The organism is Pedobacter sp. N23S346 (assembly GCF_048515415.1).
Classification (GTDB): domain Bacteria; phylum Bacteroidota; class Bacteroidia; order Sphingobacteriales; family Sphingobacteriaceae; genus Pedobacter.
This window is the reverse complement of record NZ_JBLYEE010000001.1, coordinates 39223-59237: the sequence shown is the minus strand read 5'-3', so window position 1 is coordinate 59237 and position 20015 is coordinate 39223. Positions and strand designations below refer to the sequence as shown.

Annotated in this window: 19 protein-coding genes; 17 read left to right on the top strand and 2 right to left on the bottom strand. The window is 39.9% G+C overall.

The features are described from left to right. The first annotated feature begins 2 nt into the window (after positions 1 to 2). From ACN1CD_RS00265 to ACN1CD_RS00205, 13 genes are all read left to right on the top strand, one after another. On the top strand, positions 3 to 1067 hold the full coding sequence (locus ACN1CD_RS00265) for a lipopolysaccharide biosynthesis protein (RefSeq protein ID WP_419128239.1): 1065 nt from the start codon (positions 3 to 5) through the stop codon (positions 1065 to 1067). Between the two features lie 3 nt (positions 1068 to 1070). Continuing rightward, the gene (locus ACN1CD_RS00260) at positions 1071 to 2519 is read left to right on the top strand and encodes a flippase (RefSeq protein WP_419128238.1); all 1449 of its coding nucleotides are present in this window, start codon (positions 1071 to 1073) and stop codon (positions 2517 to 2519) included. Positions 2520 to 2521: 2 nt separating this feature from the next. Beyond that, complete coding sequence (locus ACN1CD_RS00255; RefSeq protein ID WP_419128237.1) at positions 2522 to 3340, top strand: DUF5672 family protein; 819 nt, start codon at positions 2522 to 2524, stop codon at positions 3338 to 3340. 30 nt (positions 3341 to 3370) lie between these two features. Continuing rightward, a complete protein-coding gene (locus ACN1CD_RS00250) occupies positions 3371 to 4348 on the top strand; it encodes a glycosyltransferase family protein (RefSeq protein ID WP_419128236.1) in 978 nt (325 codons plus the stop codon). Further along, positions 4345 to 5286 carry a glycosyltransferase family 2 protein gene (locus ACN1CD_RS00245; protein ID WP_419128235.1) on the top strand — a complete coding sequence of 314 codons (942 nt, stop codon included), beginning with the start codon at positions 4345 to 4347 and terminating at the stop codon, positions 5284 to 5286. Before ACN1CD_RS00250 ends, ACN1CD_RS00245 begins: the two co-directional genes overlap by 4 nt. Continuing rightward, on the top strand, positions 5287 to 6588 hold the full coding sequence (locus ACN1CD_RS00240) for an O-antigen polymerase (RefSeq protein WP_419128234.1): 1302 nt from the start codon (positions 5287 to 5289) through the stop codon (positions 6586 to 6588). A 1-nt stretch (position 6589) separates the two neighbouring features. Further along, a complete protein-coding gene (locus ACN1CD_RS00235) occupies positions 6590 to 7573 on the top strand; it encodes a glycosyltransferase family 2 protein (protein WP_419128233.1) in 984 nt (327 codons plus the stop codon). Further along, positions 7570 to 8616 carry a glycosyltransferase family 4 protein gene (locus tag ACN1CD_RS00230; protein ID WP_419128232.1) on the top strand — a complete coding sequence of 349 codons (1047 nt, stop codon included), beginning with the start codon at positions 7570 to 7572 and terminating at the stop codon, positions 8614 to 8616. Before ACN1CD_RS00235 ends, ACN1CD_RS00230 begins: the two co-directional genes overlap by 4 nt. Further along, entirely contained in the window at positions 8613 to 9362 is a 750-nt protein-coding gene (locus tag ACN1CD_RS00225) for a glycosyltransferase family 2 protein (protein ID WP_419128231.1), read from the top strand. Before ACN1CD_RS00230 ends, ACN1CD_RS00225 begins: the two co-directional genes overlap by 4 nt. Continuing rightward, entirely contained in the window at positions 9359 to 10246 is an 888-nt protein-coding gene (locus ACN1CD_RS00220) for an NAD-dependent epimerase/dehydratase family protein (RefSeq protein WP_419128230.1), read from the top strand. Before ACN1CD_RS00225 ends, ACN1CD_RS00220 begins: the two co-directional genes overlap by 4 nt. Before the next feature lie 44 nt (positions 10247 to 10290). Then, positions 10291 to 11226: an MraY family glycosyltransferase gene (locus tag ACN1CD_RS00215; RefSeq protein ID WP_419128229.1), complete on the top strand. Its 936-nt coding sequence runs from the start codon at positions 10291 to 10293 to the stop codon at positions 11224 to 11226. Between the two features lie 63 nt (positions 11227 to 11289). Further along, entirely contained in the window at positions 11290 to 13179 is a 1890-nt protein-coding gene (locus tag ACN1CD_RS00210; RefSeq protein ID WP_419128228.1) for a polysaccharide biosynthesis protein, read from the top strand. Beyond that, positions 13166 to 14797 carry a gliding motility protein RemB gene (locus ACN1CD_RS00205; protein ID WP_419128227.1) on the top strand — a complete coding sequence of 544 codons (1632 nt, stop codon included), beginning with the start codon at positions 13166 to 13168 and terminating at the stop codon, positions 14795 to 14797. Before ACN1CD_RS00210 ends, ACN1CD_RS00205 begins: the two co-directional genes overlap by 14 nt. A 1173-nt stretch (positions 14798 to 15970) precedes the next feature. Here ACN1CD_RS00205 and ACN1CD_RS00200 read toward each other — a convergent pair. Beyond that, a complete protein-coding gene (locus tag ACN1CD_RS00200; protein ID WP_419128226.1) occupies positions 15971 to 16192 on the bottom strand; it encodes a hypothetical protein in 222 nt (73 codons plus the stop codon). 261 nt (positions 16193 to 16453) lie between these two features. Here ACN1CD_RS00200 and ACN1CD_RS00195 point away from each other — a divergent pair, with 261 nt between their 5' ends. The 4 genes from ACN1CD_RS00195 (at position 16454) to ACN1CD_RS00180 (ending at position 18060) form a co-directional block, all read left to right on the top strand. Then, on the top strand, positions 16454 to 17209 hold the full coding sequence (locus tag ACN1CD_RS00195; protein WP_419128225.1) for a hypothetical protein: 756 nt from the start codon (positions 16454 to 16456) through the stop codon (positions 17207 to 17209). Further along, positions 17209 to 17610, top strand: coding sequence for a DUF5675 family protein (locus ACN1CD_RS00190; RefSeq protein WP_419128224.1), 402 nt, complete (start codon positions 17209 to 17211; stop codon positions 17608 to 17610). Before ACN1CD_RS00195 ends, ACN1CD_RS00190 begins: the two co-directional genes overlap by 1 nt. 80 nt (positions 17611 to 17690) lie before the next feature. Then, entirely contained in the window at positions 17691 to 17894 is a 204-nt protein-coding gene (locus ACN1CD_RS00185) for a hypothetical protein (RefSeq protein WP_419128223.1), read from the top strand. Beyond that, positions 17887 to 18060 carry a hypothetical protein gene (locus ACN1CD_RS00180; RefSeq protein WP_419128221.1) on the top strand — a complete coding sequence of 58 codons (174 nt, stop codon included), beginning with the start codon at positions 17887 to 17889 and terminating at the stop codon, positions 18058 to 18060. Before ACN1CD_RS00185 ends, ACN1CD_RS00180 begins: the two co-directional genes overlap by 8 nt. Before the next feature lie 1023 nt (positions 18061 to 19083). Here the strand turns inward: ACN1CD_RS00180 and ACN1CD_RS00175 are convergent. Next, the gene (locus tag ACN1CD_RS00175) at positions 19084 to 19836 is read right to left on the bottom strand and encodes a polysaccharide deacetylase family protein (RefSeq protein ID WP_419128220.1); all 753 of its coding nucleotides are present in this window, start codon (positions 19834 to 19836) and stop codon (positions 19084 to 19086) included. Between the last annotated feature and the right edge of the window lie 179 nt (positions 19837 to 20015).

Here is a 20015-nt window from a genome sequence, read left to right as displayed (position 1 = left end):
CCATGTCTGAAACCAATCATAAAGAAATTACGCTGAAGGAGTTAGCCATTAAAACGAATGAGTGGTTATCTTATCTTCGATCCAAATGGCTGGTTATTTTAATCGGTTGTTTATTCGGTGTTGGATTGGGTTATCTCTATGCCACATATAAAAAACCTAAGTATGTAGCAGTAAGTACTTTTGCACTCGAAGATGCAAATGGAGGAGGTAGCCTTGGGCAAATGGCAGGCCTGGCTTCTATGGTTGGGATTGAAATTGGAGGTTCTGGGAATGGTGGCGTATTTCAGGGCGATAATCTGATTGAACTGTATAAATCAAGAACCATGATTCAGCAGTCACTTTTATCTGAAGCAGACTTTAACGGGAAAAAACAATTGCTGATTGACCGTTACCTGGATTTCAATAATCTGAAAGCAAAATGGCCACAGCATCGTATATTGAAAGATATTAATTTTAAGGTAAGTAAAAATGCACGTTTAAATCGTGCTCAAGATAGTATTTTAGGTGTAGTGGTTAAAGAGATTGGCAAGAGCAACCTTGTTGTAACAAAACCAGATAAAAAACTGAGTATTTTAAAGGTACAGGTAACTTCTAAAGATGAGTTGTTTTCCAAGGCGTTTGATGATGAGATTGTTAAAACTGTAAATGAGTTTTACGTACAAACGAAAACAAAAAAATCACTGCAAAATGTAGCCATTCTACAGCATCAAACTGATTCGGTTAAACGCGAATTAAATGGCGCACTTGCAGGAATGGCCTCACTAACAGATGCCAATCCTAATGCAAACCCCGCGAGGCAGATCTTAAAGGTGCCTTCACAGCGGAGACAGGTAGATGCACAGGCTAATACGGCCATTCTAACTGAATTGGTGAAAAACCTGGAAATGTCTAAAGTATCTCAACGCAAGGAAATGCCGTTGATCCAGATGATTGATGCCCCGGTTTTACCCTTAACCAAATTAGCCACTACAAAAACACAGGGTATGATAACCGGGTTTTTTCTGGCAGGTTTTTTAATGTCTCTGATGTTACTGGTAAGGAGAGGATTTTTATTGATGATCAAATAATGCATGTCTGGCTTAAAGAAAAATATTGCCTTTAATACGCTCTTATCTGTTTCTCAAATCTTATTTCCACTTGTCACCTTTCCGTATGCATCCAGAATTCTGGGGCCAGCAGGAATGGGAGCGGTAAACTTTGCAGACAATTTTATCACTTACTTTTTGATATTTTCAGCACTTGGAATTCCATTGTATGGGGTTAGGGAGATCGCCAAAGTGAAGAATGACTCCATCGCACTTGGGCGGGTTTTTTCTGCACTCATTTTTATTCACCTCCTCACGTCTATTGTTTCTATTGTAATTTTGCTGGTGATCAGTTTGTCCAGTGAAAAGTTATCCGCTAATTTTCAGCTCTATCAAATCGGGATGGCCATTTTACTCGGTAATGTTTTCATTGCCGAATGGTTTTTCCAAGGGATAGAAAAGTTTAAATACATCGCTATCCGAACGGTTGTTATCAGGTTATTTACCATAGGTCTACTTTTTGCTTTGGTACATTCTGTTGCAGATCGCAATACTTATTATGCCTTGAACCTGGTGGCGACCTTGCTTGCGGCGGCCACCAACATGTATTCAGTTAGCAAGATGGTGAAAATCTCTTTTAAAAATCTGGAGTTAAGGCATCATCTCAAGCCCCTTTTTATTATTTTTTCAAACAGTATTATCACTACTATTTACCTGGTTTTTGATACCATTATTCTTGGCTTTTTAACGGCTGATGTTCATGTTGGTTACTATTCCGCAGCGATGCGCATCAGTAAAATTTCTTTGGCTGTGATTGGCGTTTTATCGGCCGTATTGTTGCCCAGGCTTACGGTTGCGTTTAAAGAAGAAAACTGGGCAGAAGCCAAAACGTTATTGCACAAATCGATCAACTTTGTGGTATTCCTCAGTATCCCTATCGCTATAGGAACCTATTGTTTATCAGAAGAAATTATCAGACTATTTGCCGGAGACAAATACCTGCCAGCTGTAAGTGCTTTACAAATTCTAAGTTTCATCGTTATCTTTGTGGGTATGGCCCAGGTTTTTGCACATCAGATCCTATTGCCATTACACCAGGAAAGGAAAATTCTTTATGCTTCACTTTTTGGCGTATTGGTTAGCCTTGGTTTGAACTTTCTTTTAATCCCGGTATATAAGCAAAATGGTGCCGCCATCAGTTCCCTCGCTACTGAGTTTAGTGTTACGCTTTTGTTATTCTATTTCTCGTTTAAGCTGTTCCAGGTGAAATTTCCCTTTGTAGAAACGCTGCAAGCCTTGCTTACCTCCGCTTTATTTTTTCTGATTAAAATAATGGTTTTAAAGATCAGTACGTTGCCAATTGTGGTGGTGGTGGTGACAGTTCCCCTATCCGGTTTACTTTATCTTTCTATGCAGGTGTTTGTTTGGAAGAATAAAAATGTATTGGAGATTTTGTCTGGCTTTGGTCCTTTAAAATTCCTTCAAAAAATATAGTTATGAAAGCTTGCATCGTAATTCCTATATATGCCGATCAGATTCGTCCATTTGAACAGATTTCTATGGACCAATGTTTCCGGATATTGGGTAAGCACGACATCTGTTTCATTTTACCCAAAAGATTGGAGGCATTTATCAAAAACAACCAATATGTGCTTACCAACCAGGCACAGTATGAAACTTTTGATGACCATTTTTTTGCCGATATCCCTGCCTATAACCGTCTAATGAAATTTGATGGATTGTATAAACGTTTTCTTCCATACGAATTTATGCTTATTCATCAATTGGATGCCTTCGTTTTTAAAGACGAATTGATCGACTGGTGCAAGAAAGGTTATGATAATATTGGCGCCCCATTGTTTGAAGGATATGATCTGGCTAAAACCGATAGTAAGTTGGTAAGTTTAGGAAATGGTGGATTCTGCCTCAGAAACGTTCGGAAATGTTATGATGTAGTACGTCAGTTTAAAAAACTTCAATTCATCCGGACATTTGATGATGAAAACAGGCCGTTCTACATCAACTTCTACCGTTACGTGAAGCATCAGATGGTTTATATCTATTCAGGTTACCCCTTTCAGCCCATTATTAACGAGGATTTATTCTGGGCAGAGGTTATACCTCAGAATTTTTCTGATTTCAATATGCCTGAGATAACAGAAGCCATGAAGTTTAGCTTCGAAGTTAACCCAGAGGTACTTTTTGAAATGAATAACCACGAACTGCCCTTTGGTTGCCATGCCTGGTGGAAATACAATCTTGGCTTTTGGCAAAAATATATTAACCAATTTGGCTATGATATTAAGGTTGACTAAAGTTTATAAAAATTTGCACATTTGTAATCTATGGGAATAAAACTGCGCCTGTTACAATCCAATGATGATGAATACTTTCTTGATTGTATCGATGAGTTATACCGTACAATAGAGAAAGCGCCGTCAACTTTTGACACCCAGCGGATACTGGTTAAGCATTCCCGGTTTAAGTCTTTCCTAGTTCGGAAACTGGCCTTATGTCCATTCTTATTTAAGTTAAGGCCTCGCTTTGGGCATGAAGAAGCTATAAATTTCGTTTCGATGATTAGCGGCGATTTCAGGTTGCTGATTCCCTACGCCTTTACGACCAAGCTGAATTTTATTTATATGTATGATGTTTGGCCAAGATTTCACCCGTGGATTTTTCCACTGCTTGATTTTTTTAACGTCCGGTATGTTTTCTTTTCTTCGAAGCAGGTTTTAGAAAACTTCAATCAAAATTATAGTCACGTAAAATGTAAAGCCATCTGGCTCCCTGAGGCATTATCTGTAAAAGATTATCAATTCAAAGCTGTTGAAGAAAGAAATATTGATGTACTTGAATTTGGCAGAATGTACTATGAATACCATGATCGGATTGCTCCAATTCTGGCTGCGCAAGGCAAGCATCACATTTACCGAAAACCCGATATGACCTTGCTTTTTCCTGATAAAAAAAGCTTTACAAACGCTTTGGCATCGACAAAGGTGGTGATCTGTGTACCATCCAATATCACCAATCCTGAGCGGGCAGAATATATCTCTTCTATGACGTTGAGGTATCTTCAGGCCATGGCGGCAAAGTGTTTGATCGTGGGAAATCTGCCGTCAGATATGGAAGAGCTTTTCGGATATAATCCCATTGTTGAAATCGATATGGCAGATGCCGGAAATCAGTTGCTTGAAGTACTGGCCCATTATGAGGATTACCAATCACTGATCGAAAAAAATTATGAACACGTGATCCGCCACCATCAATGGGAAAATCGTTGGGAGATTATTAAAGATAAAATACAGGAAGCTTTATGATGGAACCCTTGGTAAGTATCATCATACCCTCTTTCAATTACGCACACCTGATTATTGAAACGCTGGAAAGCATTGTTTGCCAATGTTATAAAAGTTGGGAATGTATTGTTGTTGATGACGGCTCTACTGACCAAACTACTGCAGTTGTAAGGGCGTTTATGGCCGAGCACCCAGGCTACGACATTATTTTCCACCCTGTAAAAAATGGTGGTACTTCTGCGGCAAAGAATATTGGAATTAAATTGGCAAAAGGCAAATACCTGCAGTTTTTAGATGCCGATGATTTGCTAAGTGAAGATAAATTAAGGATCCAGGTAGCGTTGGCAGAAGCAGCTCATGCGGGTTTGGTATTTTCGAAAGCCGTCTTTTTTATAGATGATGCTTCCGGGCGCCAAGTGCTTCAAAAATATCCGGATGGTTTTCTGGCTACTGAAAGTTTGCGTGATGCTGCACTGCTGAAGCGGCTGGTGATCAACAACGTATTCACCATTAATAGTCCACTGGTAACAAAAGACCTTATTGTAGCAGCAGGCCTATTTGATCCGGAATTGAAGAATAACGAAGACTGGATGTTGTGGTTCAAAGTTGCACTACTCCATCCTCATTTTATTTTTGATGGAGATGATCGCTCTGTTGCCTGGATCCGATTACACGGAAGTAGTGCCATTAATAATAAGAAAAATATGTTTTTGGGTGAGGTTGTGGTTAGAACTAATATAGATGTGGCGCTTTCTGCATTAAATATCAGCCCTGAAAACACTTATTTAAAAAGGTTAAACCTGGATTTACTGGCCCTTCATGAGGTTAGGTCTCTTGAAATTTCGAAAGGTCTCCGTTATATTTTCAGTAGTTTTGCCAGAGACCCGTGGCATGGCGGCGTATTGTTAACGAAAGGAATGTTAAGATTGGGAATCAGGTTATATAGAAATATCAGATAAATGGTTATTAAACCCTACATATTAATCCTAATTATTGCTGCATTTCTTTTTGTAGACATTTACCTTTTGGTGAGATACGCTTCCTGGGACTGTGCGATTGAAGAACTGGTTCCTTTTGCCCTATTTTTAGTTATTGCCGAGGGATTATCTATTTTCTCCATTGTTCGTTTCGGCCAAATTATCAATCCCTTTACGATTTACAGCATTTTCGTTTACATTGCTGGTTTTTCATTTCTCATCGTTTCTGATCGACAGGTAGATTATGAGTTACAATTTGCCTTAATCATGATTTTCAGTGTGGTATTCTTCATTATCGGTGGATTAGTGGCGATGAAAACCTATTCTTTTAGCCTCCGAAACTATATTCCGCCATTGAGTAGCCGGGTAAGTTTAGCCTTTTTGTTGCTTGTATTCGTTGCTGGTATTGGGGTATTTATACTAGAGGTGGGCCAGTTGGGCTATTTGCCCGTATTGAATTTAGGTAATGCAGCCGTATACCAGGATATCAATGAAAATGAAGTTACGCCCTTGCACAACTTTATCGTATTAAATTCGGTATTGCCGGCCATGTTTTACATTCTTTTTAAAAAGAAAACACTTCGTTTCTGGCAATTTATTGCACTGAGCCTAGTCTGTGGTTTTATTATCCTTAATTTCTTTAGCAGGCAGATTATTGTGCTCTTTTTCTTCTCTATGCTTATTGCCTACAGTTATTATAAAACCATTCCGCTACTTAAATTATTTTCTATCGGTGCGGCCTGTATTGTGTTGTTCATCGTTTTAGGTCAATTGCGGGGCAGTTCATCAGATGAAGGGAACGAAATGTCTGTGAATGAATTTTTAAGAGATTATGGTGATATCACCAAGCCTACCAATATTATCGAAACTTATCTTTCCTTATATGGCGCAGTAAACTTCTCTGCCGGGAACGAAATTGTAAGTACCGCCTTGCGGGATGATTATGTGAGTTATGGCGCTTACTCGGCCAGACCAATCATTACCGTTTTGCCCATTGATAAAAATGCTATCTATCCTCCGCTATATAGTTCTTATACTAAAATCGGAACGTACGTTGTAGATCCTTTTCTCGATTTCAGGTGGTTTGGTGTAGTGGCACTGAATTTCCTTTACGGTTTCCTGTCGATGAACTCCTTTAAAAATTACATCGCTAAAAATGGTGAATACTATATTGTAGAATGGTCTTTGTTTATCTTCTGCATCTTTATGAGTTCTTTCACCAATTTTTACCACATGTTTTTTGTTGCTTTCTTTTTTATTGTTAACCGGATTGCCATAAAATAGGATGGAACAGCCTGTTTTAACCATACTCATGGCCACCTATAACGGTGCCGAATACCTGGAAAGGCAACTGAATAGTATTTTAAATCAATATTATCGCAGTTGGGAATTGGTTATTCGTGATGATCAATCTACTGACAAAACCCTGCAGATTATTCAATCCTATGTGGAAAAAGACCACCGAATTAAATTGATTACTTGCGGCACGGCACATGGATCGGCTTGCCGTAACTTCTCCGAACTTTTTGGTTGGGCATACGACCAAAATAAATCTTATATTTTATTTGCCGATCAGGATGATATCTGGTTGCCGCAGAAACTGGAGCGCTCTTTGGCCGGGATGTTGCAGCATGAAAAACGGTATCCTGCTGATTATCCCTTATTGTGTTATTCCAACCTCCGTTTTATTGATGGGCAAGATCAGCATATTGAGGCCAGATTGCCTTTACCTTCTGAATTGAAGCTGGAAGTGCTGATGAATGAAAATTATGCATGGGGTTGTACGATGATTTTAAACCGGGCCGCGATTCAAAAAATAAAACATATTCCGGTTGATGCGGTTAACCACGATTATTATGTAGCCCTTGTGGTCTCTGCCTTTGGCAAAAATATTCTAATTAATGAAGAGCTGATTCTTTACCGGCAGCATCAAAAAAATGTAAGCGGCAATGTAGATAAGATGACTTTCAGGAGTCGCTTTAACCGGTATTTTAAAGATACGGAATATATGTTGAAGCCCCTGATTGATAATTACCGTTTGGTTCAGTCGTTTTTTGACCGCTATCAGGGCGAGCTCCATGATCAGCAGAAAACAATGATCAGTGATTTTTTGCAGCAGTACCAAAAAAGCTTTCCAGCTTTGTTTCTGGCGATGTGGAAACATCATATTTTCAAAATAGGATTGGGTAAAAATGTGGTGTACTTTTACACTTTATATCTCCTTAGGAAAAAAGTGATGGCACATGTTAACGTGGGAAGTACCTCATGAAAATACATTTCGATAATATTATATACAGCCTGCAAAGGGCAGGTGGAATTTCTACCTACTGGTCTGAACTTATCTCGAGGTTACTGCGGGATCAGCATGAGGTTTCTTTTACAGAGTTGCCCCACCAGAATATTTCCCGGTTGGCTTTAGACATTCCTGAACAATATTTATCGCAAACCAGGGGTAAGCGTGTTTTGCTCAATCGCTTCAAAGTTTTGCCTTTGGCTAAAGAAAAAGATCCATTTATTTTCCACTCCAGTTATAACCGCATTACCCGAAACCCGAATGCCCGACAGGTAATTACCATTCACGATTTTGTGCATGAGCAATTTTATCGCGGCCTGCGTAGATATCTGCATCTTCATCAAAAAAACAGAGCGATCCTTGCCGCTGAAAAAATAATTGTTATTTCTGAGCATACCAAGCAAGATTTACTGCATTTTCACCCTTATTTAAAAGCGGAGCAAATCTCCGTGATTTATAATGGGGTTTCGGATGATTTTTATCCATTGGAGACCGTATCGGATACCTCTTCTAAGCCCTACCTTTTATTTATTGGTTCGAGGGCGTACTATAAAAACTTCCATTTTGCTATTGAACTTCTGTACAGGCTTAGCGATTTTGATTTTTATATTGTAGGCTCTGCGCTTACTGATCAGGAAATCCGGTTGTTGAATCAAAAAATTCCTGGTCGGTGGAAATTGTTTACCCATATAGACAACCCGCAGCTGAATCAGGTTTATAATGAAGCCTATGCTTTAATTTATCCATCTTCATATGAGGGTTTTGGCATTCCATTGCTCGAAGTAATGAAAACCGGAACTCCTTTTGTAGCTTTAAATAAATCTTCCATTCCAGAGGTTGCCGGAAATGCCGGCATTTTGGTAGATGAGCTTGATCTTGATGCTTTTGAAGAGGCGATACTGCGTATTCGGGGGAACGAAGCGTCGCTTCGGGCATTGGGGCAACAACAGGCTGGTCAATTTTCCTGGGAGAAATGTTTCCAGGAGACCTTACAGGTATATCATGAATTAGGACAATGAAGATTTCAATTATAACTGTCGTTTACAATAACCATAAAACTATTGAAACGGCTATTCAGTCTGTTTTAGGACAACGTTATCCGAACGTGGAATATATTATTATTGACGGAAAATCGACAGACGGAACTATCGATTTGATTCACCGTTATGGTCGTTCAATCAGCAAAGTGATTTCCGAACCCGATCAGGGCATTTACGATGCCATGAATAAGGGTATACAACAATGCACCGGTGAGGTGATTGGTATCTTAAATTCGGATGATGTTTATGCAGATGAAAATGTTTTAAGTGCGGTAATGAATGCCTTTGCTGAAGACCAGCATTTAGATCTGCTCTATGGTGATCTCGTTTATGTTAAAAATAACGATCTTAATCATGTGGTGCGAAAATGGACTTCTAAATCTTTTTACCCTAAATTTTTTGAAGACGGGCATGTACCGCCTCACCCTTCGTTGTTTATCAAAAGGGCCGTTTATGATCAGGTCGGTTTGTTTAACCTGGAGATGCGTTTGGCTGCCGATTATGAATTTATGCTGCGGCTGTTCAAGCTTCATGCATATAAAAGCAAATATTTAAACCGCCTATTTGTGAAAATGCGTTTGGGTGGCGCAACAAATGCGAGTATAAAAAATATCATTAATGGTAACCTGGAAATTTTAAGGGCATGGAAAATCAATCATTTGAAAGCGCCCTTTCTGCTTATGCCCAGGAGAATTGCCAAAAGATTAATTCAATTTGCGAAATGAAGATCATTTTAACAGGCGCGAATGGCTTTCTTGGGAAAGCGATTTATCATCATTTTTCGGCAGAGACCGTATTCCGGTTAAGCAGAACTGAAGGTGAACTGATTGGTAATCTGGAACATGATCTCCCTGAGCTTCCTCTTGTTGAGTTAGTAATTCATGCCGCTGGCAAAGCACACTCCGTGCCGCGAACAGCGCAGGAAAAGGAAGCTTTTAAAAATGTAAATGTAGCAGGGACCAGGCGTTTGCTCACCGCTTTGAGCAAATTAACTACTTTGCCAAAATATTTTGTTTTTATCAGCTCTATCGCCGTTTATGGGTTAGAAAAGGGGGAGCTCATAGATGAGGATCAACCTTTAGCGGCCACAGATCCCTATGGGAAAAGTAAAATTGATGCGGAGGCCTTAGTTGCCAGCTGGTGCAAGGAACATCATGTGGTTTGTAGTATTTTGCGCTTGCCGCTGCTGGCCGGTAAAAATCCACCGGGCAACCTTCAATCTATGATTAATGCCATCAAAAAAGGCTATTACTTTGATATCAATGTGGCTAATGTTCAAAAGAGTATGGTGCTGATTGATGATGTGGCTATGTTTATTGAAAAGGTTTATCAAATTGGTGGCATATTTCACCTCACCGATGGTTATCACCCTACCTTCAGGGAGATTTCAAACCTGATTTCTAAACAGCTCCATCAAAAAAATGCAGTGGTGATGCCTTATGCTTTAATGAAAGCCGTTGCATTTGTGGGCAATTTTTTAGGACCCAAATTCCCTTTAAACCGCAAAAAACTTGATAAGATGACGAATACTTTAACTTTTTCAGATCAAAAAGCAAGAACAATTGTAGGCTGGCAACCTCAGCCAGTGCTTGCAAACTTTACTATATGATTGATTTTACACTCCTAATTTTTACCATTTTTTTGTTCGGGGTTATGTTATTATACCTCCGCATTGCAGATCGAAATGGTATTATAGACCGGCCCAATGCCCGAAGTTCTCATTCCATCCATACCATCAGGGGTGGGGGAATTATTTTTCCACTGGCTATGGCTTTTGAATATGCCTTTTCTGGCTTTCATTATGGATGGTTTATATTGGGTTTGGTCCTGATCAGTGCCATCAGTTTCCTCGACGACCTTAAACCACAGGATGCTAAATTGCGGTTCAGTGTACATCTCATTGCTGTGGCCTTGCTGTTTTATCAGCTTAACCTTTTTAATTTCCCCTGGTACCTGATTGTTGTGGCTTTAATTTTTGTTATCGGGAGTATTAATGCGGTGAATTTTATGGATGGGATCAATGGAATTACCGGCGGCTATGCTTTACTTACCTTGCTTACCCTGTTGTATATTAACTTCAACGAAACACCGTTTGTTGATCAAATGACGCTGACGGTTGCGATGCTTGCGGTGCTGGTATTTAACTTTTTTAATTTCCGGAAAAATGCCAGGTGCTTTGCAGGAGATGTAGGAAGCGTAAGCATTGCCTTTATTGTGCTTTTTTTTATTTTGAAGCTTATGATTGCGACCCATGACCTAACTTATATTTTACTGCTACTGGTATATGGATGGGATGTGGTGAGCACGATCTTTTTCAGGTTGATCAGAAAAGAAAATATTAGTGAAGCGCACCGAACACATTTTTATCAATTCCTGGCCAATGAGAAAAAAATTCCCCATTTAAACGTTGCCATTGGGTATTGTGTGGTTCAATTGGGGGTGAACATTTGGTTAATTTGCTGTTCAATAAACAATTTATCTTATCTTGCGCTGATTTTAATCATAACAGGTACGTTTATTGTGGTGTTGCGGTTGATCATTCAAGGCAAAGGCCAGTTGATCTATCGTAACCATGCAGCTAATAGTTAAGAAAACCCGGTGTTTAGCAAAGTTAATATAGTACCCCGCTGGCTAATTTTCATCATAGATTTGATGATTTGCCTTATCTCCCTCGGAGTTGCCTATTTTATTAGGTATAATTTTGACATCACCGACCTGGATGTGATCTACTTTAGCCGCAGTGCTTTGGTCACCATCGCTATCAACATTATTGTTTTTCTATCTGTAAAATCCTATAGCGGGATTATCCGTTATACCAGCGCCCAGGATACCTTTCGCATTTTGTTTGCGGTGGTACTGAGTAGCGCCGTTTTGTTTATATTAAATGTAAGTATTCTTGCCTTTACTACTAAGATGCTGATCTCTAATATTATTGTGGTGGTGTATGGTCTGGTTAGTTTTGTAATGCTCATTACCTATAGAATCCTGATCAAGTACTTTTTTACCTATGTTAAGAATCTGAACCTGGATAAAATGCGGGTGGTGATTTATGGTGCCGGTGAAGCGGGTGTAGCCACTAAAAGAACATTCGACCATGATAACCGGGTAAATAAGAATATTGTTGCTTTTGTAGATGACGATGTGCGGAAAGTTGGAAAGACCATTGATGGCGTTAAGATTTTAGATGCAAAAGAATTAAAATTATTAATCTCGAACAGGGAGATAGATGAACTTATTTTTGCCTCCTTCAGTATCCCGATCGATGTCAAAAATGAAATTGTTGATGCTTGTTTAGCTTACGATGTAGTGGTGTTAAATATCCCGCCATCGAACGTTTGGATAGATGGTAAGCTACAGTCTTCGCAAATTCAAAATTTAAATATAGAGGATTTACTCAACCGGAAAACCATTGAAATTGATGTTGAGGGCATCCGCAGTCAGATTAAAAACAAAAGGATTTTAATTACAGGAGCTGCCGGATCTATCGGCAGCGAAATTGTAAGGCAGTTGCTGAAGTTTGAACCCAGTTTGATTATCTTAAATGATCAGTCTGAAACGGCATTACATGATCTTTACCTGGAGCTGGAAGAGTCTAATCAAAATTCTAATTATCACGCCGCCGTAGGCGACGTAAGAGATATCAAAAGAATGGAGCATTTGTTTCAAACCTATAAGCCACATTTCGTTTATCATGCAGCAGCCTATAAACATGTGCCTTTGATGGAAGATAATCCTTGCGAAGCCATTAAAACCAATGTAATGGGCACCAAAATTGTGGCCGACCTGTCTGTAAAATATGGGGTGCGCAAGTTCGTGATGATCTCTACCGATAAGGCGGTTAACCCCACCAACATTATGGGTGCCTCCAAAAGAATTGCAGAGATTTACGTGCAATCTTTAAACAACACATTAATTAATCAAAATCATATTTTCAGTAACGGATTAAGTTATATTAACGAACTGAATGTTCATCCAATCACCAAATTTATAACCACCAGATTTGGCAATGTACTGGGCTCAAACGGCTCCGTTATTCCCAGGTTTAAACATCAGATTGAAAAGGGAGGTCCGGTTACGGTTACCCATCCGGAAATTACCCGTTATTTTATGACCATACCAGAGGCCTGCCGTTTGGTTTTGGAGGCTGGAAATATGGGTGTTGGGGGTGAGATTTTCATCTTCGATATGGGTAAATCTGTTAAAATTGTGGAGTTGGCGAAAAAAATGATCCGGTTAGCCGGACTTATACCCAACCAGGACATTAAGATTCAGTACACTGGTCTTCGGCCGGGGGAAAAATTGTTTGAAGAACTGTTGAATGATAATGAAAATACCATGCCGACTCACCACCATAAAATTATGATTGGGAAGGTGAGGGAATATATATTTAATGATGTAGAACAACACATCTACAAATTAATCAACTGTGCCAAATTGAACGATAACAGACAAGTAGTGGTGATGATGAAACAATTGGTGCAGGAATACAAAAGCAATAATTCCATTTACGAAGAACTAGACCATACGGATGAAAAAAACTAATGCGCCACTTATAATTTTATTGTTTGCTATCCTTACCTTATTCGCCTTGAATAATGTTGCACTTGCACAAACACCAAACCAAAATATTCCCTATTCTTATCAATTCTATCAGAAGTTAAATCCTTCTGTTTATGATATCAATTCTAGTTTCCACAGTTCCATCAGGGGGTTTTATGCTGATGACAGTGTTTTGGTTGGCCAATATCAATCCTTAATGAAACTTGGTGTAGATAGCCTGAATAAAAGGAGCTGGATCAGAAGAAAGCTTACGGATGAACATCTGGTGAATTTTAATGGCGATGATTACAATGTTTATATTGATTTCCTGCCCGATTTTCAAATTGGAAGGGAGTTTAAAGAAAGTAAAACTACCTGGTTAAATACAAGGGGTTTCCAGATTGGTGGCGATATTGGAAAGCAATTTTCTTTCTATGCCAGTGCTTATGAAAATCAGGGTGTTTTCGCCAATTACGTAACCGATTTCATCAACACGAACCAGGTTGTACCAAGTGAGATGACAGGTAAACTGGATGGAAAAACAAAAGACTGGTCGTACGCTACCGCTTTACTTTCCTTCACTGCTAATAAACATTTAAATATTGCCCTGGGTTATGATAAAAACTTTATTGGAGATGGTTACCGTTCGATGTTGCTTTCTGATGTGGCCGCCAACTACTCTTTTTTAAGGTTGAGGGCTACTTTAGGTAATGTGCAGTATCAAACGATATTTGCTTATATGCTAGACCCAGGCGCGGAAAGATTTACAGAAGACCGGAGGTTAGGTGATCGTGGAAAGTGGATGGCTGCTCATTACCTTGACTGGAACATTACTAAACGTTTCTCTGCAGGATTTTTCCAGGCGGTAACCTGGGCTGATGCTGAGAAAGAAGGGAAAAGGGGTTTCGATTTTAATTACGCACATCCATTTATTTTCCTGCGTTCTGTGGAAAGTGCTAATACCACTTCTCCGGATAAAATGCGTTTAGGCGTTAATTTAAAATATGAGATTTTGGATAAAACTACTGTTTACGGTCAGTTTATGTTTGATGAGTTTACAGCTAAAGAAATTTTTTCGAGCAATGGTTACTGGGCCAATAAACATGCTATTCAGGTTGGTTTCAGGGGCTCCGATTTATTTAAAGTCCCCCGCTTAAATTATCTGGCCGAATTTAATACCGCGAAGCCTTATACCTATGCGCACTTTGATCGGGTATCTAACTATGCCGCTATGAACCAGCCACTGGCGCATCCATTTGGTGCTAATTTCAGGGAATTTTTGGGCTTGTTGAATTATAGCTACAAACGATTTGATTTTCAAGGCCAAATGATTTATGCCAATTATGGTGCAGATCCGGCAGGCCTGAATTATGGTAAAAACATCTTTTTAAGTTATGAAACCCGTGTACAGGATTATGGGGTGAATACCGGTCAGGGAATAAAAACAAACCTATTCTTTACTGAAGCTAAGGTTTCTTACCTGATTAATCCAAAGTATAATCTTCGTGCAGAGATAGGTGGGATTATCAGAAGGGAATCTTCGGCACTTACTGCTCAAAATACAGGATTGGTTACTTTTGGTTTAAGAAGCACGTTCAGGAATTTATATAGGGATTTTTAACCCCTATCCGCCTATCGGCACCTTTCCCCTGAAGGGGTAAGGGCGTGTAATAAGGATTTTTTGAGGCGAGGTGGTTAACACCTATTTGACTGTCGGCACCTTTTCTTGAAGGAGAAAGAGTGCGTAATAATATTGATTATTTAAAATGATATTTCTTTGTCTTAGCCAGACGGGCGTCTTTCTTTTTCTTGATAAAAAGAAACAAAAATCAAGGCTTGCATCCTTTCTTGAATAGCAGCATCGAAATCCTTAGAGCGGCAATATGAGGCTTAGTCTTTGCTGCAGTCCAGCCCTCGCTGCATATTTCCTTGGTTATTGGGGATTTGAAATTTTGTGCAAGAATTTCAATGTGCTTTTCTGCGAAATCCTGCCAGGCCGGATGGCGTAATGGGTGAGGATAGTGGTGGGTTAATGTTTGTTTAGCAGGGCGGTGAGGCCCCTATTTACCTGTCGGCACCTTTTTTTGAAGGAGAAAGTGCTAATGATAACATTCACTAACTGCGGATGGGGCACCAATGGGCATAGAACTAAAAGTAACTTACCATTCGGTAAAAAAGTTGAGCATGCCTAAGAAACGGTCTAAATTTCATAAACGAAGATCAACTTGCGAAGTTTTGGTGGCCTTTTTTGGGGAGATACTTCGAAAGTTTGTGGTATTATCATCAAAACTGACGAAATTCTTCAGCGCACAGGCTTTGGAAATTTCGTAAGTTAATGAATTATAATTTTTAGACAGCTTCTAAGAGACTGTCTAAATTTCATAAATGAAGATCAACTTGTGAAGTTTTGGTGGCCTTTTTTGGGGAGATACTTCGAAAGTTTGTGGTATTATCATCAAAACTGACGAAATTCTTCAGCGCACAGGCTGTGGAAATTTCGTAAGTTGATGAATTATAATTTTTAGACAGCTTCTAAGAGACTGTCTTAATTTCATAAACGAAGATCAACTTGCGAAGTTTTGGTGGCCTTTTTTGGGGAGATACTTCGAAAGTTTGTGGTATTATCATCAAAACTGACGAAATTCTTCAGCGCACAGGCTTTGGAAATTTCGTAAGTTGATGAATTATAATTTTAGACAGCGCCTAAGTGAAGCAAATGCTGAAAAAAAATCAGCGGAGTTTGACGTTTTAGGATAAGAAACAAAACCCGGGGATGTGGGGCGGGTTTTGTTTTTTAACAGCAGGTTGCGGCCATGGCGAGTGGGGCAATGAGGCAAATTTTTCTTATCAATTCGAGATCGATGCCCGAATAATTTGCATACTCCTCGAAGGTAATGTACTGGTCTTTGCGTTTATTTAACAAAAACCGTAAATTTCTGAGCACTCTTTGTGCCTGGGCCAGGCTCTTGCCAGTTAAAATACTAACATCTTTCGGATAAATACATACTCTTTTCATGTGTTGTTGAGTTAAACCGCAACAGTATGGAGGTGCCCTACTTATCGGCATAAGCGCGAAAGTATCCTTCCTAAGCAGTAATAAAAGAATGACGACTAATGCGGCCTAATATCTATAAAAATTTTATTTTTTCCAACTCACAAATACTGTTTAAAAATGCAATTCTGTATTAAAAGTTATATAAACTGCAAAAGCTTCATTTTGAAACCCAGGGTTTTTGCTTTTGCCGCAATTTTGTAAGCAGATGTAAGACTATATATTATGGCACGTCAGGAAGGAATTATTAAATTAAATGGAAGAATCGGGGATTTGACCTTTTACAAAACAAGAGATGGTTATTTAGCAAGAGAAAAAGGTGGCATCAGTGCCAGCCGTATTGCAGGTGACCCTAAGTTTGAACGAACCAGGGAGAACATGGCTGAATTTGGCCGCGCAACCAAAGCCGGAAAGTTTATGCGGATTGCTTTTAAAACCTTGACCAGCCAGCTGGCTGATTCGAGAATTAGCAACAGGCTGATGAAGGAGATGCTGAAAGTAATCCAGGCCGACTCGGTAAATGAGCGTGGGTTAAGAATGGTTTTAGATGCAGAAACCGAATTGTTAACAGGCTTTGAGTTTAACATTAAAGCACCAATTGGTACCACCATTAATGTACCGTACGAGGCTTTAATTGACCGGGCCACCGGGGTATTAAGCATTACTTTGCCAGCTTACAGTGCCAGAGACCTGATTAATTCGCCACAGGGTTCTACCCATTTCAAATTAAGCGCTGCTTCTGCTGCAATTAATTTTGAAGAGGAGCGTTTTCAGCTTGATGTAGTGGAAAGTGAAATGATGAGTGTAAAGGACATTGCTGTGGCCGCTTCGAGATTAGATTGTCAATTGACAGCTGGTAGCACAAGCCCCTTGTTTTTACTGTTAGGGATTAGCTTCTATCAAAGGGTTAATCAAGTTGATTATCCATTGAGCAATGGGGCGTTTAACGGTTTAACGCTCGCCAGAATCCAAGGTGTTTAATGGAGTTGTTATTAAACCGAACCTATGGGGAAGGTGGTACCAATGGCAAAATCAGCTACCAGGGTAAACTGATCTGCGAGAGCATTGAATTGCCGTGGCGAAACAACAAGCGTAACATTAGCTGTATTCCGGAGGGTAGGTATTTACTGGTTAAACGGCAACATAGCCAGCATGGTTTGCAACTTGCGCTGAGTATTGTACCTAACCGCGAGGCGATCCTGATCCACCCGGCAAACTTTGCGCTGCGCGAATTGCAAGGTTGTATTGCTCCTGTAAGCAAAATTACGGGCGAAGGTCAGGGAACTTACAGCAGGATTGCACTGGAAAGGTTGCAGGGATTGGTTTATCCCGCACTGGATGCAGGAGAAAAGGTGTTTTTGGTTATCACCTCTATAAAATAACCTTACTGACGCGGGGGCGGTGCCCGCCCCGCATTAGTTTTATTTGCTGTATTGGCTCAAACGTGCAGCTGTAACTAAAATTGAAAAGTAACATTCAAAATGGTGTGATCAAGCCTTCGGGGAAAGGCTGGTTACCAATGGTTAAAAAATCTATCCAGCTCGCTGGTAGCGCTGCAACGGTATTGCTGGCCTCGCCGCTGAAGTTACCTGGTAAAATTTTTATCCTTGCGCAGTATATCGCCGTTATTGCCGGCATTGTTAAAGTAACAGGAAAAGATGAATAGTGCGGAAACGAAAATGGGCGTGTTGGGTGGTGTCTCTTTTAGTTTAATGGGGCAAATTCAAAGCACCGTGATGCAAACCATTCTGCTGGCCGCACTGGGTGCAACAGTTAGTTTTTTCATCAGCCGATTTTTACAATGGCTTATTAAGATTAAAGACCGCAAATAGTAACTGTAATTATTTAGTGAAGGAACGGGTATGCAGAGGTGCATACCCGTGTTTTTTTTAGCGCCCCACCCCAGCCCTCCCCGGAGGAGAGGGAGCGGCCCCTATCTGCCTCTCGGCACTTTTCCCCGGGAGGGAAAGGGCGTGTAATAAGGATATTTCGCAGCCAGCGACTGAAAAAAAATTAGTAGTACATAATGAAAAGGTATTGAGTTAAGTTCAGGAAGACGAGTGTTTTAACATCATGGCCATGTGATCGAAAAGGCCCCTATCTGCCTCTCGGCACCTTTCCCCGGGAGGGAAAGGGCGTGTAATAAGGATATTTCGCAGCTAGCGACTGAAAAAAATTAGTAGTAAATAATGAAAAGGTCTTGAATTGAGTTCAGGAAGACGAGTGTTTTAGCAACATGGCCATGCGATGGGAAAAGCCCCTATCCGCCTCTCGGCACCTTTCCCCTGAAGGGGTAAGGGCGTGTAATAAGAATATTTCGCAGCTAGCGACTGAAAAAATTAGTAGTAAATAATGAAAAGGACCTGAATTAGGTTCAGGAAGACGACTGTTTTAACAACATCGCCATGCGATAGGAAAGGCCCCTATCCGCCTCTCGGCACCTTTCCCCGGGAGGGAAAGGGCGTGTAATAAGGATATTTCGTAGCTAGCGACTGAAAAAAAAATAGTAGTAAATAGTGAAAAGGTCCTGAATTAAGTTCAGGAAGACGACTGTTTTAACAACATCGCCATGCGATAGGAAAGGCCCCTATCCGCCTCTCGGCACCTTTCCCCGGGAGGGAAAGGGCGTGTAATAATGATATTTCGCAGCTAGCGACTGAAAAAAAATAGTAGTAAATAGTGAAAAGGTCCTGAATTAAGTTCAGGAAGACGACTGTTTTAACAACATCGCCAGGCGACGGGAAAGGCCTCTATCTGCCAATTGGTACTTTTTCGGCTAGGTGGCTGTATAATAAGATTTTTTATGTGATCTAGAAGTTATGTTAATGAATTATTAGCATAAGCAAATTTAGCTTTTATTTGCTTTTCAGGTTTTTCTTCAAAAGCAGAATCGGATCATAAATTAATCGCATCAGGCGATATCTCTTCCCTAATTTCATGTCAATAATCTTTTGATCATCGGATTCATTAATGGCGAACCGGCGAAGCGCATATTTACTTTCGAAAGGGGTATAAATGGCCAAACCGAAGTGATAACCTGCTTTTGTTAACATTTGTTGGTGTTTAGCGGGGATTTTGCCGTAAGGGTAGGCAAAGGAATAAACTTTATGGTTCAGTAAATCTTCGAGTGTTTTTTTTGAGTTGGCGATATCCAGATATGCAGCGGCTTCGTCTACTTTATTTAATTTAATGTGTTTTTCGCCATGACTGCCTATTTCCATGCCTAAACTTAATAAATGCTTAAGCTGGCCGATGTCCATCAACTTGACGCTGGCCATGGCATATTCTTCAATGTCCCAAATATTTTGTCCATCAATGTGGTTAGATGGCATATAGAAAACCGCTTTCATCTTCCGTTTCAATAATTCCGGAATTGCAAACTCAAAAAGCTCAGCAGCGCAATCGTCGAAAGTGATTATAATTTTGTGCTGTAAATCTTTGGAAGATAATTTTAGGGTGATCATTTCTTCGAAGGTGGTGGTCTGTAATCCCTTTTCTTCGATTCTGTTCAGAAATTCTAAAAATTTATGATGACTGATAGACCATCGCTGCAAACTCGGGTGAGGCTGCTCGGCTACATGGTGCAGCATGGCAATTGGAATATTCAATTTGTTAAGCTTAAGCGTAATTTTATACTACCTCAAATAAACGCATTAAAATCAATTAAAACAGCAAATTGTTCTAAATAATTAAACCCCGGTTTTTTTGAAAACACCTGCGTTAGTTTTTTAATCCGAAACCAAACAATTTATTCCCAGGCCAGATCTAGAGATTTTAAAGGCTTGAT

Coding starts and splice junctions, on each gene's coding strand:
- ACN1CD_RS00265 (WP_419128239.1), top strand. CDS start 3: ATGTCTGAAACCAATCATAAAGAAATTACGCTGAAGGAGTTAGCCATT.
- ACN1CD_RS00260 (WP_419128238.1), top strand. CDS start 1,071: ATGTCTGGCTTAAAGAAAAATATTGCCTTTAATACGCTCTTATCTGTT.
- ACN1CD_RS00255 (WP_419128237.1), top strand. CDS start 2,522: ATGAAAGCTTGCATCGTAATTCCTATATATGCCGATCAGATTCGTCCA.
- ACN1CD_RS00250 (WP_419128236.1), top strand. CDS start 3,371: ATGGGAATAAAACTGCGCCTGTTACAATCCAATGATGATGAATACTTT.
- ACN1CD_RS00245 (WP_419128235.1), top strand. CDS start 4,345: ATGATGGAACCCTTGGTAAGTATCATCATACCCTCTTTCAATTACGCA.
- ACN1CD_RS00240 (WP_419128234.1), top strand. CDS start 5,287: ATGGTTATTAAACCCTACATATTAATCCTAATTATTGCTGCATTTCTT.
- ACN1CD_RS00235 (WP_419128233.1), top strand. CDS start 6,590: ATGGAACAGCCTGTTTTAACCATACTCATGGCCACCTATAACGGTGCC.
- ACN1CD_RS00230 (WP_419128232.1), top strand. CDS start 7,570: ATGAAAATACATTTCGATAATATTATATACAGCCTGCAAAGGGCAGGT.
- ACN1CD_RS00225 (WP_419128231.1), top strand. CDS start 8,613: ATGAAGATTTCAATTATAACTGTCGTTTACAATAACCATAAAACTATT.
- ACN1CD_RS00220 (WP_419128230.1), top strand. CDS start 9,359: ATGAAGATCATTTTAACAGGCGCGAATGGCTTTCTTGGGAAAGCGATT.
- ACN1CD_RS00215 (WP_419128229.1), top strand. CDS start 10,291: ATGTTATTATACCTCCGCATTGCAGATCGAAATGGTATTATAGACCGG.
- ACN1CD_RS00210 (WP_419128228.1), top strand. CDS start 11,290: ATGATTTGCCTTATCTCCCTCGGAGTTGCCTATTTTATTAGGTATAAT.
- ACN1CD_RS00205 (WP_419128227.1), top strand. CDS start 13,166: ATGAAAAAAACTAATGCGCCACTTATAATTTTATTGTTTGCTATCCTT.
- ACN1CD_RS00200 (WP_419128226.1), bottom strand. CDS start 16,192: ATGAAAAGAGTATGTATTTATCCGAAAGATGTTAGTATTTTAACTGGC.
- ACN1CD_RS00195 (WP_419128225.1), top strand. CDS start 16,454: ATGGCACGTCAGGAAGGAATTATTAAATTAAATGGAAGAATCGGGGAT.
- ACN1CD_RS00190 (WP_419128224.1), top strand. CDS start 17,209: ATGGAGTTGTTATTAAACCGAACCTATGGGGAAGGTGGTACCAATGGC.
- ACN1CD_RS00180 (WP_419128221.1), top strand. CDS start 17,887: ATGAATAGTGCGGAAACGAAAATGGGCGTGTTGGGTGGTGTCTCTTTT.